This window comes from Rhodanobacter sp. A1T4 (assembly GCF_014207185.1).
In the GTDB taxonomy this organism is placed as follows: Bacteria; Pseudomonadota; Gammaproteobacteria; order Xanthomonadales; family Rhodanobacteraceae; genus Rhodanobacter.
Genome location: NZ_JACHCP010000009.1, coordinates 91,436 through 114,200, shown reverse-complemented (window position 1 = coordinate 114,200; position 22,765 = coordinate 91,436). Strand labels below are relative to the sequence as shown.

18 protein-coding genes are annotated in these 22,765 nt (G+C 59.6%); 11 read left to right on the top strand and 7 right to left on the bottom strand.

The annotated features are described in order from the left end of the window. Window positions 1-95 precede the first annotated feature (95 nt). On the bottom strand, window positions 96-1,922 hold the full coding sequence (typA, locus tag HDE80_RS17745) for a translational GTPase TypA (RefSeq protein ID WP_184604648.1): 1,827 nt from the start codon (window positions 1,920-1,922) through the stop codon (window positions 96-98). A 305-nt stretch (window positions 1,923-2,227) separates the two neighbouring features. Between typA and HDE80_RS17740 the strand changes: the two genes are divergently transcribed. Both HDE80_RS17740 and HDE80_RS17735 read left to right on the top strand, forming a co-directional pair. Further along, the gene (locus tag HDE80_RS17740; RefSeq protein ID WP_184673107.1) at window positions 2,228-2,737 is read left to right on the top strand and encodes a peptidylprolyl isomerase; all 510 of its coding nucleotides are present in this window, start codon (window positions 2,228-2,230) and stop codon (window positions 2,735-2,737) included. 180 nt (window positions 2,738-2,917) lie between these two features. After that, window positions 2,918-3,346, top strand: a complete 429-nt coding sequence (locus HDE80_RS17735) for a YidB family protein (protein ID WP_184604644.1) — start codon at window positions 2,918-2,920, stop codon at window positions 3,344-3,346. 92 nt (window positions 3,347-3,438) lie between these two features. On the opposite strand, the gene HDE80_RS17730 is transcribed toward HDE80_RS17735, so the two are convergent. Next, a complete protein-coding gene (locus tag HDE80_RS17730; RefSeq protein ID WP_184673106.1) occupies window positions 3,439-3,696 on the bottom strand; it encodes a GlsB/YeaQ/YmgE family stress response membrane protein in 258 nt (85 codons plus the stop codon). A 246-nt stretch (window positions 3,697-3,942) separates the two neighbouring features. Between HDE80_RS17730 and HDE80_RS17725 the strand changes: the two genes are divergently transcribed. The 5 genes from HDE80_RS17725 (at window position 3,943) to HDE80_RS17705 (ending at window position 9,560) form a co-directional block, all read left to right on the top strand. Continuing rightward, window positions 3,943-5,142, top strand: coding sequence for a pyridoxal phosphate-dependent aminotransferase (locus tag HDE80_RS17725; RefSeq protein ID WP_184673105.1), 1,200 nt, complete (start codon window positions 3,943-3,945; stop codon window positions 5,140-5,142). Window positions 5,143-5,235: 93 nt separating this feature from the next. After that, window positions 5,236-6,222, top strand: a complete 987-nt coding sequence (locus HDE80_RS17720; protein ID WP_184673104.1) for a malate dehydrogenase — start codon at window positions 5,236-5,238, stop codon at window positions 6,220-6,222. A gap of 164 nt (window positions 6,223-6,386) precedes the next feature. Continuing rightward, a complete protein-coding gene (gene prpB, locus HDE80_RS17715; RefSeq protein WP_184673103.1) occupies window positions 6,387-7,280 on the top strand; it encodes a methylisocitrate lyase in 894 nt (297 codons plus the stop codon). A 70-nt stretch (window positions 7,281-7,350) separates the two neighbouring features. Beyond that, window positions 7,351-8,502: a 2-methylcitrate synthase gene (gene prpC, locus HDE80_RS17710; protein WP_184604635.1), complete on the top strand. Its 1,152-nt coding sequence runs from the start codon at window positions 7,351-7,353 to the stop codon at window positions 8,500-8,502. Between the two features lie 269 nt (window positions 8,503-8,771). Next, window positions 8,772-9,560 carry an autotransporter outer membrane beta-barrel domain-containing protein gene (locus tag HDE80_RS17705; protein WP_255483917.1) on the top strand — a complete coding sequence of 263 codons (789 nt, stop codon included), beginning with the start codon at window positions 8,772-8,774 and terminating at the stop codon, window positions 9,558-9,560. 118 nt (window positions 9,561-9,678) lie between these two features. Here HDE80_RS17705 and HDE80_RS17700 read toward each other — a convergent pair whose 3' ends face one another. Next, a complete protein-coding gene (locus tag HDE80_RS17700) occupies window positions 9,679-10,362 on the bottom strand; it encodes a TerC family protein (RefSeq protein WP_184673100.1) in 684 nt (227 codons plus the stop codon). A 300-nt stretch (window positions 10,363-10,662) separates the two neighbouring features. Between HDE80_RS17700 and HDE80_RS17695 the strand changes: the two genes are divergently transcribed. The 3 genes from HDE80_RS17695 to HDE80_RS17685 all read left to right on the top strand — a co-directional run bounded on the left by HDE80_RS17695 (window position 10,663) and on the right by HDE80_RS17685 (window position 14,563). Continuing rightward, the gene (locus tag HDE80_RS17695; protein ID WP_184673098.1) at window positions 10,663-12,114 is read left to right on the top strand and encodes a bifunctional 2-methylcitrate dehydratase/aconitate hydratase; all 1,452 of its coding nucleotides are present in this window, start codon (window positions 10,663-10,665) and stop codon (window positions 12,112-12,114) included. Between the two features lie 345 nt (window positions 12,115-12,459). After that, complete coding sequence (locus HDE80_RS17690) at window positions 12,460-13,647, top strand: OmpA family protein (RefSeq protein ID WP_184673096.1); 1,188 nt, start codon at window positions 12,460-12,462, stop codon at window positions 13,645-13,647. Between the two features lie 148 nt (window positions 13,648-13,795). Next, entirely contained in the window at window positions 13,796-14,563 is a 768-nt protein-coding gene (locus HDE80_RS17685; protein ID WP_184673094.1) for a pseudouridine synthase, read from the top strand. Between the two features lie 26 nt (window positions 14,564-14,589). On the opposite strand, the gene kbl is transcribed toward HDE80_RS17685, so the two are convergent. From kbl to HDE80_RS17665, 4 genes are all read right to left on the bottom strand, one after another. Continuing rightward, entirely contained in the window at window positions 14,590-15,789 is a 1,200-nt protein-coding gene (gene kbl / locus HDE80_RS17680) for a glycine C-acetyltransferase (RefSeq protein WP_184673092.1), read from the bottom strand. 96 nt (window positions 15,790-15,885) lie between these two features. Continuing rightward, window positions 15,886-19,536, bottom strand: coding sequence for a DUF748 domain-containing protein (locus tag HDE80_RS17675; RefSeq protein WP_184673090.1), 3,651 nt, complete (start codon window positions 19,534-19,536; stop codon window positions 15,886-15,888). Between the two features lie 207 nt (window positions 19,537-19,743). Next, window positions 19,744-20,766 (bottom strand): L-threonine 3-dehydrogenase, encoded by a 1,023-nt coding sequence (tdh, locus tag HDE80_RS17670; protein WP_184673297.1) that lies wholly within the window; start codon window positions 20,764-20,766, stop codon window positions 19,744-19,746. Between the two features lie 119 nt (window positions 20,767-20,885). Beyond that, complete coding sequence (locus HDE80_RS17665) at window positions 20,886-21,617, bottom strand: hypothetical protein (RefSeq protein WP_184673088.1); 732 nt, start codon at window positions 21,615-21,617, stop codon at window positions 20,886-20,888. Between the two features lie 163 nt (window positions 21,618-21,780). Here HDE80_RS17665 and miaA point away from each other — a divergent pair, with 163 nt between their 5' ends. Continuing rightward, window positions 21,781-22,728: a tRNA (adenosine(37)-N6)-dimethylallyltransferase MiaA gene (miaA, locus tag HDE80_RS17660; protein ID WP_184673086.1), complete on the top strand. Its 948-nt coding sequence runs from the start codon at window positions 21,781-21,783 to the stop codon at window positions 22,726-22,728. Window positions 22,729-22,765: the final 37 nt, after the last annotated feature.

The window sequence follows — 22,765 nt, the reverse complement described above, 5'->3', positions numbered from 1 at the left end:
CAATGCGTTGGTTGAAATGCTGGAACGTGGCGTAATGAAGTCCACGACATAAAAAAGCCGCCTTTCGGCGGCCTTTTTATGGATTGCGCGACAACTCAGCTGCGCGAAGAACGCTTGCGATCGCTCTCGGTGAGGTGACGCTTGCGCAGGCGGATTTCCTTCGGGGTGATTTCCACCAGCTCATCGTCCTCGATGAACTCCAGCGCCTGTTCGAGCGAGTACTTGATCGCCGGTGACAACTGGATCGCATCGTCCTTGCCCGACGCGCGCATATTGGTCAGCGGCTTGCCCTTGATGACGTTGACGGTGAGGTCGTTGTCCTTGGCATGGATACCGACCAGCTGGCCCTCGTAAACTTCGTCGCCTTCGGCCGCGAACAGCTTGCCGCGATCCTGCAGCGGTCCGAGCGAATAGGCGGGCGTGGAGCCGGTGGCGTTGGAGATCATCACGCCGTTCTGGCGCTTGGCGATTGCACCGTCGGCCTTCGGGCCGTAATGGTCGAATACGTGGAACAGCAGGCCGCCACCCTGGGTCAGCGTGCGGAACTCGGTCTGGAAGCCGATCAGGCCACGCGCCGGGATTTCATAGTCCAGACGCACGCGACCGCGGCCGTCCGATTCCATGTTCTTCAGCTGGCCCTTGCGCATGCCCAAGCGCTCCATCACGCCGCCCTGGTGAACCTCTTCGACGTCGACCACCAGCTGTTCGATCGGCTCCATCATCTTGCCGTCGATTTCCTTGATGATCACTTCGGGACGCGACACGGCCAACTCGTAGCCCTCGCGGCGCATGTTCTCGATCAGCACCGACAGATGCAGCTCGCCGCGACCGGAGACCAGGAACTTGTCCGGGTCCGAACCTTCCTCGACCTTCAGCGCCACGTTGTGCAGCGTTTCGCGCTCGAGGCGCTCGCGCAGCTGGCGGCTGGTGATGAACTTGCCGCCGCTCTTGTCCTTGTTGCCGGCGAACGGCGAGTTGTTGACCTGGAAGGTCATGCTGATGGTCGGCTCGTCAACGGTCAGCGCTTCGAGCGCCTCGGGTGTATCAAGCTGGCAGACCGTGTCGGAGATGCTCAGGCCTTCCAGGCCGGAGATCGCGACGATGTCGCCGGCTTCGGCCTCGGCCACTTCGCGGCGTTCCAGGCCCATGAAGCCCAGCACCTGCAACACCTTGCCGGTGCGCTTCTTGCCGTGACGATCGACCACCGAGACCTGCTGGTTGGTCTTGATCTTGCCGCGCTGGATGCGGCCGATGCCGATCAGGCCGACGTAGCTGTTGTAGTCGAGCTGGCTGATACGCATCTGGAACGGGCCGTCCGGATCGACGTTCGGCGCACTCACGTGCTGCATGATCGCTTCGTACAGCGGGGTCATGTCGCCTTCGCGCGCTTCGCTGCTGAGGCTGGCGTAACCGTGCAGGGCCGAGGCATAGACCACCGGAAAGTCGAGCTGCTCGTCGGTGGCGCCGAGGCGATCGAACAGATCGAATGTCTGGTCCAGCACCCAGTCCGGGCGCGCGCCAGGGCGGTCGATCTTGTTGATCACCACGATCGGCTTGAAGCCCATGTCGAACGCTTTCTGCGTCACGAAGCGTGTCTGCGGCATCGGGCCGTCCATCGCATCGACCAGGATCAGCACCGAGTCGACCATCGACAGCACGCGTTCCACTTCGCCGCCGAAGTCAGCATGTCCCGGTGTGTCGACGATGTTGATGCGGTTGTCGCGCCACTGGATCGCGGTGTTCTTCGCCAGGATGGTGATGCCGCGCTCTTTTTCCTGGTCGTTCGAATCCATCACGCGTTCAGCCAGCACCGTGCGATCGGAGAACGTGCCGGACTGCTTGAGCAGGCAATCGACGAGGGTGGTCTTGCCGTGATCGACGTGGGCGACGATGGCGATATTGCGCAGTTTTTCGATAGACATAAAAGACTCGGCCGGCGCCGGATGGGCCGCCTGATGGTTTAACAGAAGGATTAACTTGTCGATTATACGGACTTATGTGTCAGCTTGCCTGCGGTTTCGTCAATTCGTTCATTCGGTGGCTTTGGCGGTGCCGCGCTGCGTCACTGGGCCGGTCAGGAGTGGTCCGTCGATTGGTCAGCTCTCACCACCGTTGCCCGACCTCATTCCGGGGCATTTATGGGACCCTTCACGCGACTGCGGTATTCTTCCCGCCCCATCGCCGTGCCGGACACGGTGATGTTGTCAAGGAACCCCGAGGATTTGCGATGACCATCAACGTTACTTTCAGCACCAACCGCGGCCCGATCCATTTGCGTCTGCACGATGACAAGGCACCGCTCACGGTGGCCAATTTCGTCAATCTGGCCAAGCGCGGCTACTACGACGGCCTGTCGTTCCATCGCGTGATCGCGGACTTCATGGTGCAGGGCGGTTGCCCCGAAGGCAGCGGTCGCGGCGGCCCTGGCTACAAGTTCGAAGACGAATTCAACGCGTCGCTGCGTCACGACAAGCCCGGCGTGCTGTCGATGGCCAACGCCGGTCCGCGCACCAATGGCAGCCAGTTCTTCATTACCCATGGCGCCACGCCATGGCTGGATGGCAAGCACAGTGTGTTTGGTGAAGTGATCGGCGCGGAAGACCAGAAGGTGGTCAATGCCGTCCAGCAGGGCGACACGGTGGAGAAAGTGACGGTGGAAGGCGACGTCGATGCCTTGTTGGCTGCGCACGCCGACCGCGTGAAGGAATGGAACGCAGTGCTCGACAAGCGCGCCTGATTCCGTTGCTGTCCGATCTGTGACATTTAGATCTTTGCGATAGCCGCCATGCAGCAAACGAGTCACCCAGACCGCCGGTTCAGCCGGCGGTTTTTTTGCGCGCTTGTCATGGCGGCGACCGCGGCGCCGGCCTATGATCGGCGGGCAACAGACATCATCCACTCTTGAAGGAGAACGACCATGTCATTCCTCAACGATTTGCTCGGTGGTCAGGGACAACAGGCGGGTGCAGGGTCATTGATTTCGGCGGCTGGTCAGCTGATCGATCGCGCCGGCGGCGTGCAGGGCCTGGTCAGCACCCTGCAACAACACGGACTCGGCGGTGCGGTGCAGTCGTGGGTGGGTACTGGCGCGAATCAGCCGATTTCGAGCGACCAGCTCGGTCAGGCGTTGCAGAACGGCGGCCTCGGCTCGGTGGTACAGGAACAGGCGGCCAAACTGGGTGTGGATCCGAATGAACTGCTCGGCAAACTCTCACAGGTGTTGCCGCATGCGGTCGATCATCTGACACCCGATGGGCAAGTGCCAGACGCCTCGCAGGGCGGTGGTTTCAATCTGGGAGCACTGGAAGGCTTGGCCGGCAAACTGTTCGGCGGTTCGGCAGCCTGACTTAGTTGGCTTGCTCGGTTGGCTTGCAAAGCGGCGGGATCATTCCCGCCGCTTTGTTTCAAGCGAAGTGCTTATCTGCAACTTCCAATAAATTACATGTGGAAGGCGTAGCGAAGAATCAACAGCAGCACGATGGCGCCAACGATGGACATCAGAAAACCGGCGGGATGGAATTTGCTGCCCGGCGGCGGTCGGCTTATCAGATTGCCGATCACGCCACCGATCAACGAACCCACGATGCCGACAACCACAGTCATCCAGAATCCCAAGTGTTCCGCGCCGGGAATCAGCGCACGGGCAATCAGACCGATGAAAAAACCAACGATGATGGACCAGATCAGATGAAACATATCCGTGTGTCCTCCGCGAGAGTTGGGTAGATCTTTCTGAGGTTGGTTGGCCTGCATTTCGCCGGCCGGTGCCCCCGGGCTGGGATGTGTCGAAGCGCTGGTGGCGTGCGCATCATGCATGGGCTACCCGAGGAATGCACCGGTTGGCGTACACCGGCTTTTCTGTAGTCGATGGATGACGCGCTGCCGCATGCTAAAATTCTCAGGTTTTCTGCGTTCATATCCTTAAAAGGAACAGAGAAAGTCATGCCCCAACTTGCCCAACGTGTCGGTCGTGCCAAACCCAGCGCGATCATGGTCATTGCGGAAAAGGCAAAACAGCTCAAGGCTGCCGGCCGCGACATCATCAGCTTCTCGATCGGCGTGCCGAACTTTTTGCCAGGTGAGCATGTGTATGCCGCGGCGCGCGACGCTTTATCGCACGATAGTGGACAGTACGGCAGCAATCGCGGTCCCGATGACTTGCTGGATGCGTTCCTCAAGCACATCGAGGCGCTGGGTTTCAGTGGTTATGGCCGCACGAATGTTTCGATTGGCATCGGTGCCAAGCAAGTGCTGTACAACCTTGCTGAAACACTGCTCGACGAAGGCGACGAGATTTGTTTTCCGGCGCCCTACTGGACCACGTACCACGACATCGCCGACATCGTCGGTGCCAAGGTCAACGTGCTGCCATGCCCTTCGGTGCAGAACTACAAGCTTGCGCCTGCACAATTGGAAGCGGCATTGCAGCGCAAGCCGAAGATGTTTCTGTTCAACAACCCGTCAAACCCCACCGGCATGGTCTACACGCGCGAAGAAATCGCCGCGCTGGCTGACGTGCTGGCGAAGTATCCGGACACCTGGATTGTCACCGACGATATCTACAACTCGATGGTCTTCGACGGTATCGGCTATCACAACTTTGTGCTGGAAAAGCCCGAGTTGCGCGAGCGGTTGATCTTCATCGACTCCGTGTCCAAGACGTATGGCATGCCAGGCTGGCGCGTGGGACTGATTGCCGGGCCAGAGTCGGTGGCAAAAGCGGTCACTACGCTCAACTCCAATCACATCACCAGCCTGCCGGAAGTGATCACCGCCGCCGCGATTGCCGCCTTTAGCGGACCGCAAGACATTCCGCAGGCCAAGTGCGCCGAATTTGCCGGCAAGCGTGATGTGGTGGTCGACGCGCTGCGCGCGATTCCCGGTGTCATTTGCCCGCGGCCGCAAGGGGCTTTCTACGCGTTCCCGGACATTTCGGTGGCGTTCGGCAAGCGCCACAACGGAACGCTGATCAGCAACGACGTGGAATTCTGCGCTGCGCTGCTTGAAGCCAAGGGCGTCGCCTGCGTGCCGGGTTCGGCGTTTGGCGAGCCGCGGGCGCTGCGCATTTCCTACACCTGCCCGACGGCCCAGCTCGAGCCCGGCCTGCAACGCATTCAGCAGTTCTTTGCAGAACTGGTCTGAGCGCCTCGATACCTGCTGCGTGACCTGCGCGCGTCCCTACTAGATGTGTCTTCCCCCCGTAATCACTCATCGCTCACTCAAGGAGCCAACCCCATGAAAGCACCCGTTCGAGTTGCCGTCACCGGCGCCGCTGGCCAGATCGGTTATGCGTTGCTGTTCCGTATCGCTGCTGGCGACATGCTGGGCCCGGATCAGCCGGTGATCCTGCACCTGCTGGAGATCACGCCTGCGCTGCCAACCCTGCAGGGCGTGGTGATGGAGCTCAACGACTGCGCGTTCCCGACGCTGGCCGGTGTGGTTGCTACCGATGACGCCAACGTCGCGTTCAAGGATGTCGACTACGCGTTGCTGGTCGGCGCCCGTCCGCGCGGCCCTGGCATGGAGCGCAAAGACCTGCTGGAAGCCAATGGCGCGATCTTCGGTCCGCAGGGCAAGGCGCTGAACGATCACGCCAAGCGCGACGTGCGTGTGCTGGTGGTCGGTAACCCGGCCAACACCAATGCGCTGATTGCCCAGCAGAACGCGCCGGATCTCGATCCGAAGTGCTTCACCGCGATGGTGCGCCTGGACCACAACCGTGCCCTGAGCCAGCTGGCCGAGAAGACCGGTGCACACACTACCGACATCAAGAAGGTCACCATCTGGGGCAATCACAGCTCCACCCAGTATCCGGATCTGCACGAGACCACCGTGAAGGGCAAATCGGCGCTGGAGCAGATTGACCAGTCCTGGTACGAAAGCGATTTCATCCCGATCGTGCAGCAGCGCGGCGCGGCCATCATCAAGGCGCGTGGTGCGTCGTCGGCTGCATCTGCTGCGTCGGCTGCGATCGATCATATGCGCACGTGGGCACTGGGCACCGTCGACGGTGACTGGGTTTCGATGGGCATCCCCTCGGACGGTTCGTACGGTATCGCGCCGGGCGTGATTTTCGGCTACCCGGTGACGGTGAAGGGCGGCAAATATGAAATCGTGCAGGGCTTGAAGATCAACGCCTTCTCGCAATCACGCATCGACGCCACCGAAAAAGAACTGCGCGAAGAGCGCGCCGGCGTCGAGCATCTGTTTGCCAAGAAGTAAGCGCAGCGTTTAGTTTGAAGCACGGCGGGTCGGCTTTTCAGTCGGCCCGCTTTTTTGTTGCATGTCACAAGGGACCCGGAGAAGAGCTCATCGATTGCCGCTGACGCAGTGCGGGAGCGTGTAATTTGCCGGTGCGCTAAAATGGCATTTTGGATAAAGCAGCCATGACGAAGAACGCATCTCCCGGCGCCCGTTTTCGCGCGGCAGTCGCTGAAGAACAGCCGCTGCAGGTTGTCGGTGCGATTACCGCCTATGCAGCACGCATGGCCGAGCGCACTGGCTTCAAGGCAATTTATCTGTCCGGCGGTGGTGTCGCTGCCAATTCATTGGGTATGCCCGATCTCGGCATCAGCACGATGGAAGATGTGCTCACCGATATCCGCCGCATCACCGATGTCTGCGAACTGCCGCTGCTGGTCGACGTGGATACGGGGTGGGGCGGGGCGTTCAATATTGCGCGGACCGTTCGATCGCTGATCAAGGCCGGTGCAGGTGCGTTGCATATCGAGGATCAGGTTGCGGCCAAACGCTGCGGTCACCGTCCCGGCAAGGCCATCGTCTCGAAAGAGGAAATGGTTGATCGCGTGAAGGCTGCAGTAGATGCACGCACCGACGATCAGTTTGTCATCATGGCGCGTACCGACTCCATTGCAGTCGAAGGTCTGGCATCGGCGATCGAACGCGCGCAGGCCTGCGTCGAAGCGGGCGCAGACATGATTTTCCCCGAAGCTATCTACACACTCGAGCAATATCGCGAGTTCAAGGCAGCTGTGAAGGTACCCATTCTCGCCAACATCACCGAATTTGGACAGACTCCGCTGTTTACGCGCGACGAACTGGCCGGCGCGAACGTTGACATCATCCTGTACTGCTGCGGCGCCTATCGGGCGATGAACAAGGCGGCGCTGAATTTCTACGAGACGGTGCGTCGCGATGGCACGCAGAAGGCTGCAGTAACGACCATGCAGACTCGCGAAGAGCTATACGACTATCTCGACTATCACGCTTACGAGCGCAAGCTCGACGAGCTTTTTGCCGACGGCAAATCCGGCGACTGATTGCACAACGCGCTTTTCCTTCTTGCTTCGCCGGCCTACCGGCGCAGTTTCATCGATCGAGGGTTTATCCATGAGCGAAACCACGCAAACCGTGCCAAAGGCCAAGAAATCCGTCGCGCTTTCCGGCGTACCGGCAGGCAACACGGCACTGTGCACTGTCGGCCGCAGCGGTAACGACCTGCATTACCGCGGTTATGACATCCATGATCTGGCGGCCAAAGGCTGTTTCGAGGAAGTGGCCTATTTGCTGGTTCACGGTGTGCTGCCGAACTGGACCGAACTGAATCACTACCGCGCGCGCTTGAAGCGGCTGCGTGGACTGCCGGCGCCGGTAAAGAGTGCGCTGGAGCTGCTGCCGGCCGCTACGCATCCGATGGACGTGATGCGCACCGGTTGCTCGGTACTCGGCACGGTGCTGCCGGAAAAGGACGATCACAACGTCACGGGCGCTCGCGAGATTGCCGATCGCCTGATGGCAAGCTTCGGCTCGATGCTGCTGTACTGGTATCACTTCAGCCATAACGGCAAACGCATCGAAACGCAGACCGACGATGACTCGATTGCCGCGCACTTTCTGCACCTGCTGCACGGCAAGAAGCCCAGCGATCTGCATGCGCATGCGCTCGACAAGTCGCTGGTGCTGTACGCCGAGCACGAGTTCAATGCCTCGACGTTTGCGGCTCGCGTCATTGCCGGTACTGGTTCGGATATGTATTCCGCACTGACCGGTGCCATCGGCGCACTGCGCGGACCGAAGCATGGCGGCGCGAACGAGGTGGCGATGGAAATCATTGCGCGCTATCGCAATGCCAATGAAGCGGAGGCGGATATTCGCGCCCGCGTCGAGCGCAAGGAGATCGTGATCGGTTTCGGCCATCCGGTGTATACCGTGTCCGATCCGCGCAATGAGATCATCAAGGAAGTCTCGCGCAAGCTGTGCACGGATGGTGGCAATCCCACGCTGTTCGAGGTGTCCGAGCGCATCGAGAAAGTGATGGGTGAGATCAAGAAGATGTTCCCCAACCTCGATTGGTTCTCTGCCAGCGCCTACCACATGATGGGCGTGCCCACGGCGATGTTCACGCCGTTGTTTGTGATTGCCCGTACCTCGGGCTGGAGTGCGCATGTGATCGAGCAGCGCGAGGATGGCAAGATCATTCGTCCCAGCGCGAATTACATCGGACCGGAAGACCAGGCCTACGTGCCGATCGACAAGCGCTGAATTGATCGGCAGACGTATAAAAGGGGAGCCCATCGGCTCCCCTTTTACATGTGCTGCAATGGATTTCTGCATGTGCGCGAGTGGCATCGATTCTGCAGAACTGCGTGCAGATATCGCGCGCAACGAAAGGAAATCGGCTCCTCCACAGAGTCTGCACACGGCTCTCTTTAAATTGGCATTTCCTGCACTGCTCAGTACGGAAACGCCCAATGAGTTCACTATTTAAATTTAATCCTTCACGGCCTCGTTTGCGCCGCCATCACCTTTTGATGGCGCCCCTTCTTTTGGCGAGTTCCGCATCGTTCGCCGACGTGTCGCCAGCCCTCGATCGCTTCGACCTTTCACTCGGCGGCTACTACGCCAACACCGACACCACGATCGGTGCCGGCGACAAGAGCGGTCAGTTCAAGGGCAATGTGAATCTCGAGCACGATCTTGGCTTCGAAGACCACAAAACCGTTCCGCGTGTGAAGCTCGATTTTCTCATCGGTGATCATCAGGGGTTTTCGTTCGACTACTTCAGCATCAATCGTTCGAGAACCAAGACGCTCAGCGACGATATCAGCTACGGCGGCAACGACTACGACGCCTCGGCTTCGGTTCGCGGCAAACTCGATTTCGACTTCGGCAGCGCGGCGTATCGCTGGTGGTTTGGCAGTGGCAACGATGTCTTTGGCCTGGGCATCGGTGCGGCTTATTACCGTGTGCGCGCAGGCATTAGCGGCATTGCCACGCTGGATGGCGAAAGCGCCCAGGCTTCGACCAGCTATAGCGAAACCGCTGGAGCGCCTCTGCTACAGCTAGGCTGGCGCCATGCTTTCAACGACAGCTTACGCATGTACTTCGACGCGTCGGGCGTCAAGAAAAACGGCGGCGATCTCAACGGCCATATATATAATGCCGCCCTGGGCCTGGAATGGTATCCCTGGAAAAATCTCGGATTTGGTGCGGAATACGCGTATACCCGCATCAAGCTCAACGACGAGCAGGATAGCTACAACGCGAACCTGGACTTGAAGCTGCACGGTCCGTCGGCGTTCGTGAAATTCCGCTTCTGATGGCTACCGCTGAATGATTGACCTCGAAAGGTCACGGTTTCCTGACCGTGACCTTTCTTGAATGCCGAAGATTTCTCAGCCTGAAGTGATCAGCCTTGAAGTGATCAACATGCAGTAATCAGCACGAAGTGATGCGCCGTCGACAACGCTGCATCAACCAGCCACCGCTGCACAGGCTCACCACCAGCAAGACCTGCAGGCCGTATGCTGCCCAGTCATGGGCATCAAACCATCCGGAAATCAGATGGTCGCCAGCGATCATATGTGCGGCAGTCCACGCGATGGCTGCTGCGCCCAAGTAGATGATGATGGGGAAGCGCTCGATCAGTTTCAGGATCATCGTCGAGCCCCATACAATCAGGGGCACACTGATCAACAGTCCCAGCACGACCAGCCCGAGGTGGCCCTTGGAGGCGCCAGCGATCGCGAGTACGTTATCCATGCCCATGAGTGCATCGGCAACGATAATGGTGCGCAGCGCGCCCCAGAAACTCTTCGACGCGCTGATTTCATGCTTGGCATCATCGTTCTGCTGCAGCAGTTTCCATGCAATGGGAAGCAGCAACAGACCGCCTGCGAGCATCAGTCCCGGTAGCTCGAGCAGATGAATCACTACCGCCGTGAGCAGCAGGCGTATGGCGATGGCCCCAAAGCTGCCCCAGAACACTGCCTGTTTCTGCAGAGCTTTGGGCAAGCTGCGTGCGGCCATCGCGATGACAATGGCGTTGTCGCCGGCCAGCACGAGATCGAGCAGAATGATGGCCATCAGGCCAGAGAGAAAGTCGGTGCCGGTCAGTTCCATGAGCGTTTCCATGCGCGTCAGACAATGCGGCGAAAACGAGTGCGCGCGACCCGTTTTCACCGCAAAAGTCTCGTTCGCAACATGGCTGCCGCAGTGACCGGAGCAAGGCATTGCTCGTGTTGACGATCACTGCACTGACGCGATGACGACTGCGTCGGGAACTACTCCCTTTTGGGATGTGCGGTTCGATTGTCGGTGTGGATACCGTCAGGGTCAAGCGTTCGACGTCTGGCGGGCAAGAATGCTGTGGCGTGCGACAGTCGGCTAAAATGGCGGCTTTCCCTGCCGCGAGAACAGTTCATGAGTGCGCACGATATCCGTTCTGCCGTACGTCCCGATCCGGACCAGCCACTGGTCGACATCGCCGATTACGTGATTGATCACGCGGTCGATTCAAAAGAGGCATACGACACGGCGCGCTATATGCTGCTCGACTCGCTGGGCACCGCGATGCTGGCGATGAAGTTTCCCGAATGCGTGAAACATCTGGGTCCGGTCGTACCGGGCGCAACCTTGCCCGGCGGCGCCCGTGTGCCGGGTACCAGCCACGAGCTGGACCCGGTGCAGGCGGCGTTCGCGATCGGCACGCAGATCCGCTGGCTGGATTTCAACGACACGTGGCTTGCCGCGGAGTGGGGTCATCCTTCTGACAATCTGGGCAGCATCCTGGCCGTTGGTGATTACCTCAGCCGCAAAGCGGAGCGCGAGGGTGGCCAGCCGCTTACCGTGCGTGACGTCCTGGGTTATGCGATCAAGGCACACGAAATCCAGGGCTGCTACGCACTGTTGAACAGCTTCAACCGGGTGGGGCAGGACCATGTGATTCTGGTTCGCCTTGCCTCGACGGCTGTTGCCACGGCGATGCTTGGCGGCGGCAAGGAGCAGATTGTCACCGCCGTCTCGCACAGCTGGATCGACAACGGTGCACTGCGCACGTACCGTCATGCACCAAATACCGGCCCCCGCAAGAGCTGGGCCGCTGGCGATGCCTGCCGTCGCGCGGTGACTCACGCTATTAATGCTGTGTATCGCGGAGTTGCCGGCTATCCCTCGGCGCTGTCAGCCAAGACCTGGGGCTTCTACGACGTGGCCTTCAAGGGCAAGGCGTTCGAATTCGAGCGTCCGTTCGGCAGTTACGTGATGGAAAACGTGTTGTTCAAGATCAGCTATCCGGCCGAGTTCCATGCCCAGACGGCAGTGGAATGTGCGATGGAGCTGCATGGACAGGTAGCCGGGAAAATCGACCAGATCGAAAAGATTGTCATTGAGACCCAGGAAGCCGGTTGCCGCATCATCGACAAGACCGGGCCGCTGGCGAACTACGCTGACCGCGATCACTGCATCCAGTACATGGTCGCCGTGCCGCTGATCTTCGGCCGCCTGGTGGCTAGCGACTACAATGACGAAATTGCCTCGGATCCGCGCATTGATGCGCTTCGCGACAAGATGGTGGTCAGCGAGAACCCGCAGTTCACCAAGGACTACTTCGACCCGGATAAGCGCTACATCGGCAATTCGGTGCAGGTGTTCTTCAAGGACGGCACCAGCACAGACAAGGTATCGATCGATTATCCTATTGGGCACCGCAAACGTCGCGCGGAAGGTATTCCGGTGCTGCTCCGGAAATTCGAATCGGCCATGCGTGACCATTTACCAGCGCATCGTGTCGAGGCCATTCTCGAGGCGACCAAGACCCCGGAAACGTTGGACGCTATGCCGTTACATCATTTCCTCGGCCTCTTCACATTGTAAAGACGAGGTGACTGGAATATTAAGCGTGTGCGAAGGGAATCAGTGACTTGATTCGCTGGGTTGAATGAATTGGTTTAGCGCTGGCGTGGTTTTGAGGGATTATCTCGGTGGGTTGTCAATATCAAAGCCATCGAGGTTTCCTGAATGAAGTCTCACCGGGGTGATTAAGTTGCCAATGTGTTAACGTGCCAACCACTTAACGAATTTGCTACACTCTCCACCGCTTGTTGCATGAACGCCAGGCACGGGCTTGAAACCCTGAATGACGTACTTTAGTTCCGATACGCGATTTCCGGTTTGATTTGAACGGACGCGAAAAAAAACCTAAAAATGAGGAGACACCTGATGAATCGTAAGGGCTTATATTTTCTGATCGCGCTGGCCCTGGGCGGCGTAGGTGCCGTTCATGCGCAAGACGCAGCCGCTCCAGCCGGTGACAGCTCCGCCTCGACAGCTCCGGTCTCGAGCTTTGATGACCGTTGGTACATCGCGCCGACCGTCGGCGGTTACTACAACGATGACAAGCGCAACACCAACAGCCGTCAGTTCTACTACGGTCTGGGCTTTGGCAAATTCTTCACCCCGAACCTGTCGATCGACCTGTTCGTTGACCGCACCAAGCGCAAGATCGACAACGGTCCGGCAAACGGTGGTGGTCAGAGCAGCAATTCGTGGGCCAATAACAACGTCGGCGTTGCCGCTCGTTACTATGTCGGTGACTGGAACGCGTTCCGTCCGTACTTGCTGGCCGGTGTGCTCGGCAGCCACCATAACAGCACATATGCCAGCGGCTGGTCCCCGGCAGCTGAGCTCGGCGTTGGTGTGTCCAAGACGGTTACCGACAGCACAGATATTCGTGTCGAAGCCGGTTACCGTTATGACTGGGATGACAAGACCAGCGAGAACGCTGCTTTTGCCAATACCGGCAACAACAGCAACCGCAACGGTTATGGCGACGCATTCCTGGGCCTGAGCATCGTCTCGCGCTTTGGCGCTCCGCCGGCCGCTCCGGCTCCGGCCGTTGCTCCGCCGCCGCCAGCACCTGACTGCTCGAAGACCGTCGTCAACGGCGTGAACCTGTGCGACAACAAGTGCCCGAACCTGCCGGAAGGCACGATCGTTGGACCTGACGGTTGCCCGCAGAAGGTTGTTATCGACCTGCGCGGCGTGAACTTCAAGTTCGACTTCCCGAAGAAGGGCCACGTGAAGGCAAGCGAAATCGGCAAGGCACTGGCCGTTCCGACTGCTGACTCGTTGGCAGTGCTGAACCAGGCTGTGGATACCCTGCAGCGTTACCCGCAGGTGCACGTGACCGTTGCTGGCTATACCGACAGCAAGGGTACCGATGCGTACAACCAGAGCCTGTCGGAGCGTCGTTCGCAGATCGTGTACGACTACCTGACCAGCCACGGTATCGATGCTAGCCGCCTCGACGGCCCGATTGGTCACGGCAAGAACGATCCGATCGGCGACAACGCCACGGATGCCGGTCGCGCCCAGAACCGTCGTACCGAACTGCAGGTCAAGCAGTAATAGACCGCAGCAAGTAAGTAAAAAAACCCGGCTTCGGCCGGGTTTTTTTTATGCGCGATTGCCAAAAATTCGTTTATGAGGTCCCTGTCTGGGGAGTGTCGTTGATCAATCCTTGTAGTGCCGCAGTCAACGCCGATACGCTACCTGGATGCCTCGCCCCATTTCTCGTTCCGTGCAGACAACCGTACCCGCCAAATCACCGCGACACGGTTTGGCGCGTGTGCTGTCCAAAATGGGTGTCTCTTCGCGCAGTCAGGCCGAACAGTGGATACGCGAAGGTCGGGTAAGCCTTGACGGTCGGGTAGAGCGCGACCCGCAGTTTCCAACCTTGATCGATCGATCCGTGATTGCGGTGGATGGGGTCGACGTCAAAGCTGCCGCACATGTCTATGTGATGTTCAACAAACCGCGCGGGTTGGTCGTCAGCGCCATTGACGAACGCGGTCGGGACACCGTCTACACCGCACTGGCTGCGGCGGGTTTGCCGTGGCTTGGGCCGGTCGGGCGACTGGACAAGGCTAGCGAAGGCTTGCTATTGCTCAGCAATGACACGACATGGGCGTCCGGTATTACCGATCCAGTGACCCACCTGGACAAGACGTATCACGTCCAGGTGGCCGGGCAACCGGATGATTCAGTGCTTATCAAAATGCTCTCGGGTGTCAACGAGTCGGGCGATTTGCTGAAAGCAAAACGCGCGGTCTTGCTTCGTGTCGGTGAAAAGAACGCCTGGCTCGAAGTCGTGCTTGACGAGGGCCGCAATCGCCACATTCGTCGTCTACTCTCCGCACTGGGATTTGACGTGCTGCGATTGATCCGCGTCGCTATCGGCCCACTCGTGCTGGGCGACTTGGCCAAAAGTCAGTGGCGCCAGCTCACTGCCCAGGAAGTGCGTGAGCTGGATACACGGCGATAACAGTAAACGTTGTTCCGCGGTAAAGGTTATCCGCCGATCACGCCCAGCTGCTTTCCAACCTTGGTGAATGCGGCAATCGCCTTGTCCAGATGCTCGCGCGTATGCGCTGCGCTCATCTGCGTACGGATGCGGGCCTTGCCCTGCGGCACTACCGGGAAGAAAAATCCGATGACGTAGATGCCTTCCTCGAGTAGCGCCGATGCCATGGCCTGGGCCTTTGGTGCGTCGTAAATCATCACCGGCACAATCGGATGCACGCCAGGGCGAATATCGAAACCCGCCGCGCTCATCTGCTCGCGAAAGTAGCGTGTGTTGTCCTGCACCCTGGTGCGCAGATCGCCAGCGGAGGCCAGCATCTCGAACACCTTGATGCCAGCGGCGACTACATGGGGTGGCAACGAGTTGGAGAACAGGTATGGGCGCGAACGCTGGCGCAGCATCTCGATCACTTCCTTGCGGCCGGTAGTGAAACCGCCCAGTGCACCGCCCAATGCCTTGCCAAGGGTACCGGTGAAGATGTCGATCTTGTCCATTACACCATGTACTTCCGCCGCACCACGGCCATGCTCACCAAGAAAACCAGTGCAGTGGCATTCGTCGATATGCACCAGTGCGTTGTATTTCTTCGCCAGCGCGGTGATTTGATCCAGCGGCGCGATAAAGCCGTCCATCGAAAACGCGCCGTCACTGGTGATCAGCTTGGTGCGCGCGCCAGCGGCGTCAGCGGCCTGCAGCTGTGCTTCCAGATCGGCCATGTCGCAGTTGCCATAGCGGAAGCGCTTGGCCTTGCACAGGCGGATGCCGTCGATGATCGAGGCGTGGTTGAGCGCGTCGGAGATGATGGCATCTTCTTCGCCAAACAGTGGCTCGAACAGGCCACCGTTGGCATCGAAGCAGGCGGCATAGAGGATGGTGTCCTCGGTGCCAAAGAATTCGGCGATCTTCGCTTCCAGCTGTTTGTGCAGATCCTGTGTGCCGCAGATAAAACGTACCGACGCCATGCCGAAGCCGTGCGTGTCCAAGGCATCCTTGGCAGCCTGGATCACATCGGGATGATCCGCCAGGCCAAGATAATTATTGGCACAAAAATTCAGCACCTTGCGGCCATCGGCCAGAGTGATTTCCGCCGACTGCGGTGAGGTGATGATGCGCTCGGCCTTGAACAAGCCCTGTTCGCGGATGGATTCGAGTTCGCTCTGGTAGCGCGCCTGGCCGGGGTAGCTCATGGGGAATTCCGACGGTGAGAAAGCGCCCATTGTGAGCCCTCGGCGCCCATCGGAAAACCTCAGGCGTTCGTATCGTCCGGCAACGCTTATCAAACCTCAGTGCAAGCCGAAATCCACACGTGTGGTAAGCCCCTTGTCGTCAATGCCTTTTGCGTCGAGTTTCGGTGCCAGTACGAAAAGTCGCTTGTCGGGAACCTTGCCGCGAAGCCAGCTGCGCACGGCATCTGCACGCTGCTGGGCCAGATGACGCATCGCATCCGTATCCGTCGGAACATTGGCTTCCAGCATGCTTTTCATCGTATCGGGTGGCTGCGATTTGGTCAGGCCGATCAAGTCGCGTGGCTTTTTGAATTTGGCGTGTTTGTACGCTTTCGCCAGATACTTGTTGTAGTCATCGGGGCTCAGTGGCGCTTCGGCAGCGGGCGCCTTGGCATCATCCTTGTCACCTTCGTCGTCGCGCTGTTCGGCTCTCACCAACTGGTCGACCGTCACGGTGCGCAGGCCGCTTTCGTCCTTAGTCGGGTCGGTACGGCCGATGATGTCGAGGTTCAACGAGGGCTTGTCTGTCAGCGCTTTCACGATAAGGGTCAGCCTCTTCTGGGCGTCTGCACTTAGTTCACTGCTGCCCGGAGCAAATTCCACATAACCGAGATCCTGCCCGGAGCTGCCGCTGAATGCCGAAGCGAGCAGCCGGAACGGTGCAGTCACGGCCCGACCGATCAAGTTGACGAACGCGTGCCAGACCAGCCCGCCGATACTGAACTTCGGATCATCCAGCGAACCGGATACCGGCAGATGTACGTCGATGCGACCCTGTGAATCCTTCAGCAGTGCCACCGCCAGCTTGACGGGCAGGTGGCTGATGCCCTTGCCCTCGATACGATCACCGAAGGTCAGCTGATCGATGAAAATATGGTTGTCGGCCGAAAGCTTGCGTTGGTCCAGCTTATAGTGGACGTCGGCATTGAGCCGGCCCTTGGTGATGGGATAACCGGTGTATTTACCCGAATAGGCGCTGAGATTCGTCAGCTCGATGCCCTCGGCCTTGCCGCTGATGTCGAGAAACGCCACCGGCGCGAGCGGGTTGATCGAACCCTCGATATCCACTGGCGAGTTGTCGTCGAGCTGACCTTGCAGGCTAAGGTCAGCTGGCGGCCCGGCATCGGTACCAAAGCCACCGATCTTGCCGGTGAGCTGGGTGATATTGGCGGTGTAGTTGGGCTTGATGAAGTTGTCGGTGTAGTTGAGCTGGCTGTTGGCTACGGTGATGGCACCGATATGAACCTGTGGCGCTGGTATGTTGGCCGCGATTGCCGGGCTGGGTGTGCTCGCTGCTGGCGCCGGCACGGTCTCGGCTCGGGTCACCGACACCGGCGCGGCGGCAGCGGGATTGGTGATCACATCCTGCGTATTCAGCCGTCCATTGGCGTTGATGATCAGTCGTGCGTAGACCTGATCCAGCGCCAGCGTACCGATGGAAATCTTGGGTGCACCATCGCCAAGTTGCACGTTCAGGCCACTCAGTGTGAGCGCCTGCCAGCGCAGAAAATCGTCGCCGCTAACCTTGTCCTGCACGCGCACGCGTCCCAGTGTGACGCGGCCGCGGTAGTTCACTCGCGATTGGTCGCCGTGTTCCATATAACGCACGCGCCCATCACTGCTAAGCAACGCGCTGCTGACAAGTACATTGAGTGGCACGCTGCCGTAATTCTCGAATGGTGCCAGGTCAAGCCGTGTGGTCTTGATCTGCAACTGTGCATTCAGCGGCTGCGGCGTCACAGTGCCGCTGACTTGATAGTTGCCGCTTTTGCCGATCGTGCCCGATGTGTCGAGCTTCAGCAGCTGATGCATATCGTCGGACAGACCGTCGGCCTTCAGCCTGATCTTGCTGACCTTCAGCGTCTGTGGCTTGCCTGGTGTCTTGTGATCAGTCAGCGCCAGCGCACCGTCATCAAGAGTGAAATGATCGATATGCCAATGCCATACACCGGAATCGTTGGTTCCCTTGGGTGCTTTTTTATGACCAGCAGCGGCTCGTGTCGATGACGCTGATGTGGAGGAGCCCGCCGTCGAGGAAGCGAGTTCGGCCAGATCAATATTTCCATTGGCCAATCGCTGCGCGTTAACCGTCAGTCCCTGCATGCTCACCGTACCGAGCTTTGCCTGCTGCTTGATCAAGTCGAATTGGTCGAGACCCAGTTGCAGGTTTTTCCAGTGAACCTCCGAATCCTTGTGCTTCTTCGGCATCAGCGCGACATCGCTCAGCGTGATCTGCGTGGTGCTCAGTTGTGCATCGAATGGGCCACTCCACTGCGCTTGTAATTGGCCGTGCGCAGCAAGTTTGCCGCTAATGCTGGCGGCCAGCGTAGGGTCGCCAATGGCCTGTAGCGGCGCAATATCCACACCATCCAGGCTTACGGCACCGTGGAATTGGCTGGCTGCAATATCGACCGTGCCCTTCGCTTTCAGACTGCCGCCATTGAGCTGCGCGGCCATATCGATAGTGGCCGCCGGTGCTGCTACGGTCGACAATCCACTGATGCTGCCGTGCAGATTTTCCACGTTCAGCTGCGTCGGTGACGTGCCTGTTCGATCGACGTAGACCAGGTGACCACCGGTCAAGTCCATCCGCGCAATGCGTACGGCGGTTGTGCTGCCATCCGTTGGCTTGCCGCCGCCGAGCAACGGATCGAAGTTGCTGTGTCCACCGGCGAGGCTGACGTAGTGCAGTTCCGGCTGATCGAGCCGCAACGTACCAAGCGTGTAGCGCGATAACAGCGGTTGCACGTCGGTCAGCTGCGCCTGCGCCTGTTGCAGACTGAGCAAGGGCGTCGAGTCTTTGCTGTTCGCGGCCAGTTGATCCAGCTGCAGTGTGCCGGTGAGGCTGAGTTGCGGTGTCTTCGGATCGGCGATGAAGTGCAGATCCAGTTCACCCGACAGCTGCCCCTTTGCCACTGCCACTGGTAGCGGCGTAGGTACATAACCGAGGTAGCTGGGCAGGTCGAGATGATCGATATGGAAATGCATCACCGACTCGCGCGTGCTGGCGAATGGTTTGATCTGGCCGGCCAACCTGACTGCGCTGCCATCTACCGTCATGGCCAGCAGCGGCTGCACAAAAATATCGGTGTCGCTGGGCAGGCTGGCGATAAACGGAATGCCCAGCTCCAGCTGGGCGATTTCGTGATGCGCCTTCAGTACACCGTCGTCGAAAACAATATCGCCCTGATGCACGCTGATGTTGTAAAGAGCGAATCGCGCCGGCGACGCGTCCGGTTTCGCGGGACCGCCCGCAAACCTGTCGATCAGGTCGGAGAAGTTGAAGTGCTGCGGTGCATCCCGTGACAGCAGAATTCGCGGTCGATCAAGCTGCAGCTGATCGAGAATCGGCGCAAGCCGAAACAGCGAACTCCACGAGGCGTTGATGACCAGGTGATCGACATCGACAAAACGGCTGTGACCATCGCGATCGCCGATATGCAAACCGTCCAACGCCAGCCGCAGCGTGAACGGATTCAGATGCACCTGCTGCACGGTGACCGGTCGTTGCAATGCAATGCTCAGTCGACTCTGCAGCTGGCTGCGAATCAGCGGTGGTGCCGCAAAAAAGCCGAGCAGGCCGAACGCCACCAGCACGATGGCAATGATGCGTACTGTCTTGCGTGCCCGATGGGATCGATAGAGTTTGCCGGCTGGCTCGCGCCAGGCGGTGGGATGTGACCATGAGAGCAGCTTCCATTTCCGCATTTGACCGTGCTCCAGCTGTTTGCGAGTCGTCGCGCGCGGCCGGCATGGCGGCGCACCTGTCCCTTCGCTACGGCTCCCTGACTTCCTGATGATAAGTCTACGCCCGCCGCGCGTTGGTCGTCCGTTTGTCAGTGCGCTTTTTCACACAGCCAAAACGACAACACCCCGTCGAGGCGGGGTGTTGTGTTGAGGACTAAAGCGCCGGACTCAGTGCCAGGAACAAACCACCTTGCCGCATACGCCAGCATCCATCAGGTCAAAGCCCTTCTGGAAATCGTCGATGGCGATCTGATGCGTCAGCACCTTCTGCAGCGGAAAGCCGGTCAGCACCATCTGGGTCATCTTGTACCATGTCTCGTACATGCGACGGCCATAGATACCCTGCAGCGTAAGGCCCTTGAAGATCACCTTGTCCCAGTCGATGCCCGCACCGCGCGGCATGATGCCGAGCATAGCGATCTTGCCACCGTGGTACATGCAGTCGAGCATGTCGCCGAAGGCTCGTGGGTTGCCGCTCATTTCCATACCGACATCGAAACCTTCGATATGCAGGTCGGCGATCGCTTCCTTCAGCGACTGCTTGGAGACGTTGACCACGCGCGTGGCGCCCATATCGGCGGCCAGCTTCAGGCGATAGTCGTTGACGTCAGTGACGACGACGTTGCGTGCGCCGACATGCTTGGCGATGCCGGCGGCGATGATGCCGATCGGGCCGGCGCCGGTGATCAGCACGTCCTCACCAATCAGGTCGAATTCCAGCGCGCAGTGTGCGGCATTGCCATAGGGATCAAAAAACGCGGCCAGCTCGGATGGAATTTGATCCGGAATCGGCCACAAGTTCGAGGCCGGCATGGCCATGTACTCGGCGAATGCGCCGTTGCGATTCACGCCAATGCCTACAGTGTTTGGGCAAAGGTGCGTGCGCCCGCCGCGGCAATTGCGGCAATGGCCGCAAACGATATGTCCCTCGGCCGAAACGCGGTCACCAATCTTGTAGCCAGTGACGCCGGGACCCATTTCGACGATGCGACCGACAAACTCATGTCCGATGGTCAGGCCTGGCGTAATCGTACGCTGCGACCACTCATCCCACTTATAGATGTGCAGGTCGGTGCCGCAGATCGCGGTCTTTTCCATCTTGATCAGTACTTCGTTGGGGCCGATCTCGGGGATTGGCACCTCTTCCATCCAGATACCCTGTTCGGGCTTGCGCTTGACCAGGGCTTTCATTGTCTGCTGCTGCATGGGAGATCCAGGGATGGGAGTGAAGGCAATCTCGAATTATAGATCGCCTCGACCTTCCGGCGCCCTGATGCGCCGCATCATTGGTCAACAAATCCTGCGAAGGTTCAGATATCCAGGCGGTCGTAGCTGCGCTTGAACACGATGGGTTGCTTCACCGTTGGCGTGGTCCATCGCTCGGTCACCGTCAGATGATGGCCATCGGACGACTTCACCCAGTACTGGTCCAGATGCGTGCCGCCATCGAACTGCATGGTAATCAGCAGACCATCAGGGTAACTACGCGTTTGCACCACCGCACCGCCATTGAGCGATTGCTGCGCGACCCCATCGAGCCTCGCCTCCAGTCGATCGCTGTCACTCAGCGCCACCTGCACGTGCTTCGCGTCCTGCTGCACGTTGAGTATGGAGTCGTTGGCAAGCAGGGGCGGTGGTGTATCGACGATCGGCGACGTGCCGTCGCTGCTTGCCTTGCTCTGGTTGCGGTTGCCGCCGTGGCCGTGGCCGCCACCACCCGTACCTCCGCCCATGCCACCACCACCTCCCATGCCGTGTCCGCCGCCGCCACGGCCGCCCTGCGAATTGGAAGCAGTGCTTGCCGCGGGGGTGCTGCTTGACGAGGCGCTGGCCGGCAGTTGGGCGGCGGCTTCTTCACGTTTTCGCTCGACACGCAGGCGTGCGGCTATGTCCTCCGGGCTATCGCTCTGTTGATCATTCAATCGCCAGATGCCGCTGAAATCAGGCGGGGCCGGCGATGCAGCCCGCGCACGTTCCATCACGGCAAGCATGGTGCCGGCAAGTAGCAAAAAAGAGAGGCATAGCGACTTCGACAATGACATGGGCGGCTTCGTGATGATGGTGTCGGATCGTTCCCGTCACGCCTGATGCCGGCGTGGCGTGCGCCTCGATTAAGTACGAACGTATAGCAAAGCATGCAAACGCCCGGTCCGGGACATCCGTTGACGGTGCATCGATTGCGTAACAGACCTTTACAATGCGTCGATGCCCATCGATCAGCGCCCGCTTGCCATCTTTCTGATGGGTCCCACCGCCTCAGGCAAAACCGCGCTGGCGTGCGAGCTGAGCGAACGCTTTCCGCTTGATCTGATCAGCGTGGATTCCGCACTGGTCTATCGCGGGATGGATATCGGCACGGCGAAGCCGGATGCAGCCACGCTGGCGCGCTATCCCCATGCGCTGATCGATATCCGCGATCCATCGCAGCCATATTCCGCCGCCGACTTTTCCACCGATGCGCCGCCGGTGATGCAGCAGATAAGCGCGCGGGGCAGGGTACCGCTGCTGGTCGGTGGCACGGGGCTGTATTTCCGCGCCCTGCAGCAGGGGCTCTCCGATCTACCCGATGCCGATCCGATTGTGCGTGCACGACTATTCGCCGAAGCGCAGCAGATCGGCTGGCCGGCGATGCACGCGCGTCTGGCCACGCTCGATCCAGCGGCCGCGTTGCGCATCGGCGCCAACGATGCGCAACGCTTGCAGCGGGCGCTGGAGGTGATCGAAATCACTGGCCACCCGCTATCCGAACTCCAGCAACGCGGCCATACGCGCTTTCCCTGGCGCGTGCTCAAGCTGGCGCTGCTGCCGGAGGATCGCGGCGTGCTGCACGCGCGCATCGCACAGCGGTTCGACACGATGCTGGCTGAGGGCTTTCTCGACGAGATGCAAACACTACGTGCCCGCGGTGACCTGCACGCCGATCTGCCAGCCATCCGCGCCGTCGGCTATCGGCAGGCTTGGGAGCACCTGGAGGGGGCCATTGATGCTGCCGAGTTCCGCGACCGTGCGATCTTCGCCACCCGCCAGCTGGCCAAGCGACAAATCACCTGGCTGCGCAGCGATGTGGGTGCCCGCGTATTCGATCCGGATCGACCGCATCTGCTTGCCCGCGCGGCCGATGCCGTGCAGCTTTTTCTGGGCCAGCTTCCCTAGGTAATTTGGCTCAATCGGGAGCATCGTGAAAATCCGC

Bases quoted from the DNA above. Each gene is read 5' to 3' on its own strand.
- typA (WP_184604648.1), bottom strand. From the start codon at position 1,922: ATGTCTATCGAAAAACTGCGCAATATCGCCATCGTCGCCCACGTCGAT.
- HDE80_RS17740 (WP_184673107.1), top strand. From the start codon at position 2,228: ATGACCATCAACGTTACTTTCAGCACCAACCGCGGCCCGATCCATTTG.
- HDE80_RS17735 (WP_184604644.1), top strand. From the start codon at position 2,918: ATGTCATTCCTCAACGATTTGCTCGGTGGTCAGGGACAACAGGCGGGT.
- HDE80_RS17730 (WP_184673106.1), bottom strand. From the start codon at position 3,696: ATGTTTCATCTGATCTGGTCCATCATCGTTGGTTTTTTCATCGGTCTG.
- HDE80_RS17725 (WP_184673105.1), top strand. From the start codon at position 3,943: ATGCCCCAACTTGCCCAACGTGTCGGTCGTGCCAAACCCAGCGCGATC.
- HDE80_RS17720 (WP_184673104.1), top strand. From the start codon at position 5,236: ATGAAAGCACCCGTTCGAGTTGCCGTCACCGGCGCCGCTGGCCAGATC.
- prpB (WP_184673103.1), top strand. From the start codon at position 6,387: ATGACGAAGAACGCATCTCCCGGCGCCCGTTTTCGCGCGGCAGTCGCT.
- prpC (WP_184604635.1), top strand. From the start codon at position 7,351: ATGAGCGAAACCACGCAAACCGTGCCAAAGGCCAAGAAATCCGTCGCG.
- HDE80_RS17705 (WP_255483917.1), top strand. From the start codon at position 8,772: ATGGCGCCCCTTCTTTTGGCGAGTTCCGCATCGTTCGCCGACGTGTCG.
- HDE80_RS17700 (WP_184673100.1), bottom strand. From the start codon at position 10,362: ATGGAACTGACCGGCACCGACTTTCTCTCTGGCCTGATGGCCATCATT.
- HDE80_RS17695 (WP_184673098.1), top strand. From the start codon at position 10,663: ATGAGTGCGCACGATATCCGTTCTGCCGTACGTCCCGATCCGGACCAG.
- HDE80_RS17690 (WP_184673096.1), top strand. From the start codon at position 12,460: ATGAATCGTAAGGGCTTATATTTTCTGATCGCGCTGGCCCTGGGCGGC.
- HDE80_RS17685 (WP_184673094.1), top strand. From the start codon at position 13,796: ATGCCTCGCCCCATTTCTCGTTCCGTGCAGACAACCGTACCCGCCAAA.
- kbl (WP_184673092.1), bottom strand. From the start codon at position 15,789: ATGAGCTACCCCGGCCAGGCGCGCTACCAGAGCGAACTCGAATCCATC.
- HDE80_RS17675 (WP_184673090.1), bottom strand. From the start codon at position 19,536: ATGCGGAAATGGAAGCTGCTCTCATGGTCACATCCCACCGCCTGGCGC.
- tdh (WP_184673297.1), bottom strand. From the start codon at position 20,766: ATGAAAGCCCTGGTCAAGCGCAAGCCCGAACAGGGTATCTGGATGGAA.
- HDE80_RS17665 (WP_184673088.1), bottom strand. From the start codon at position 21,617: ATGTCATTGTCGAAGTCGCTATGCCTCTCTTTTTTGCTACTTGCCGGC.
- miaA (WP_184673086.1), top strand. From the start codon at position 21,781: ATGCCCATCGATCAGCGCCCGCTTGCCATCTTTCTGATGGGTCCCACC.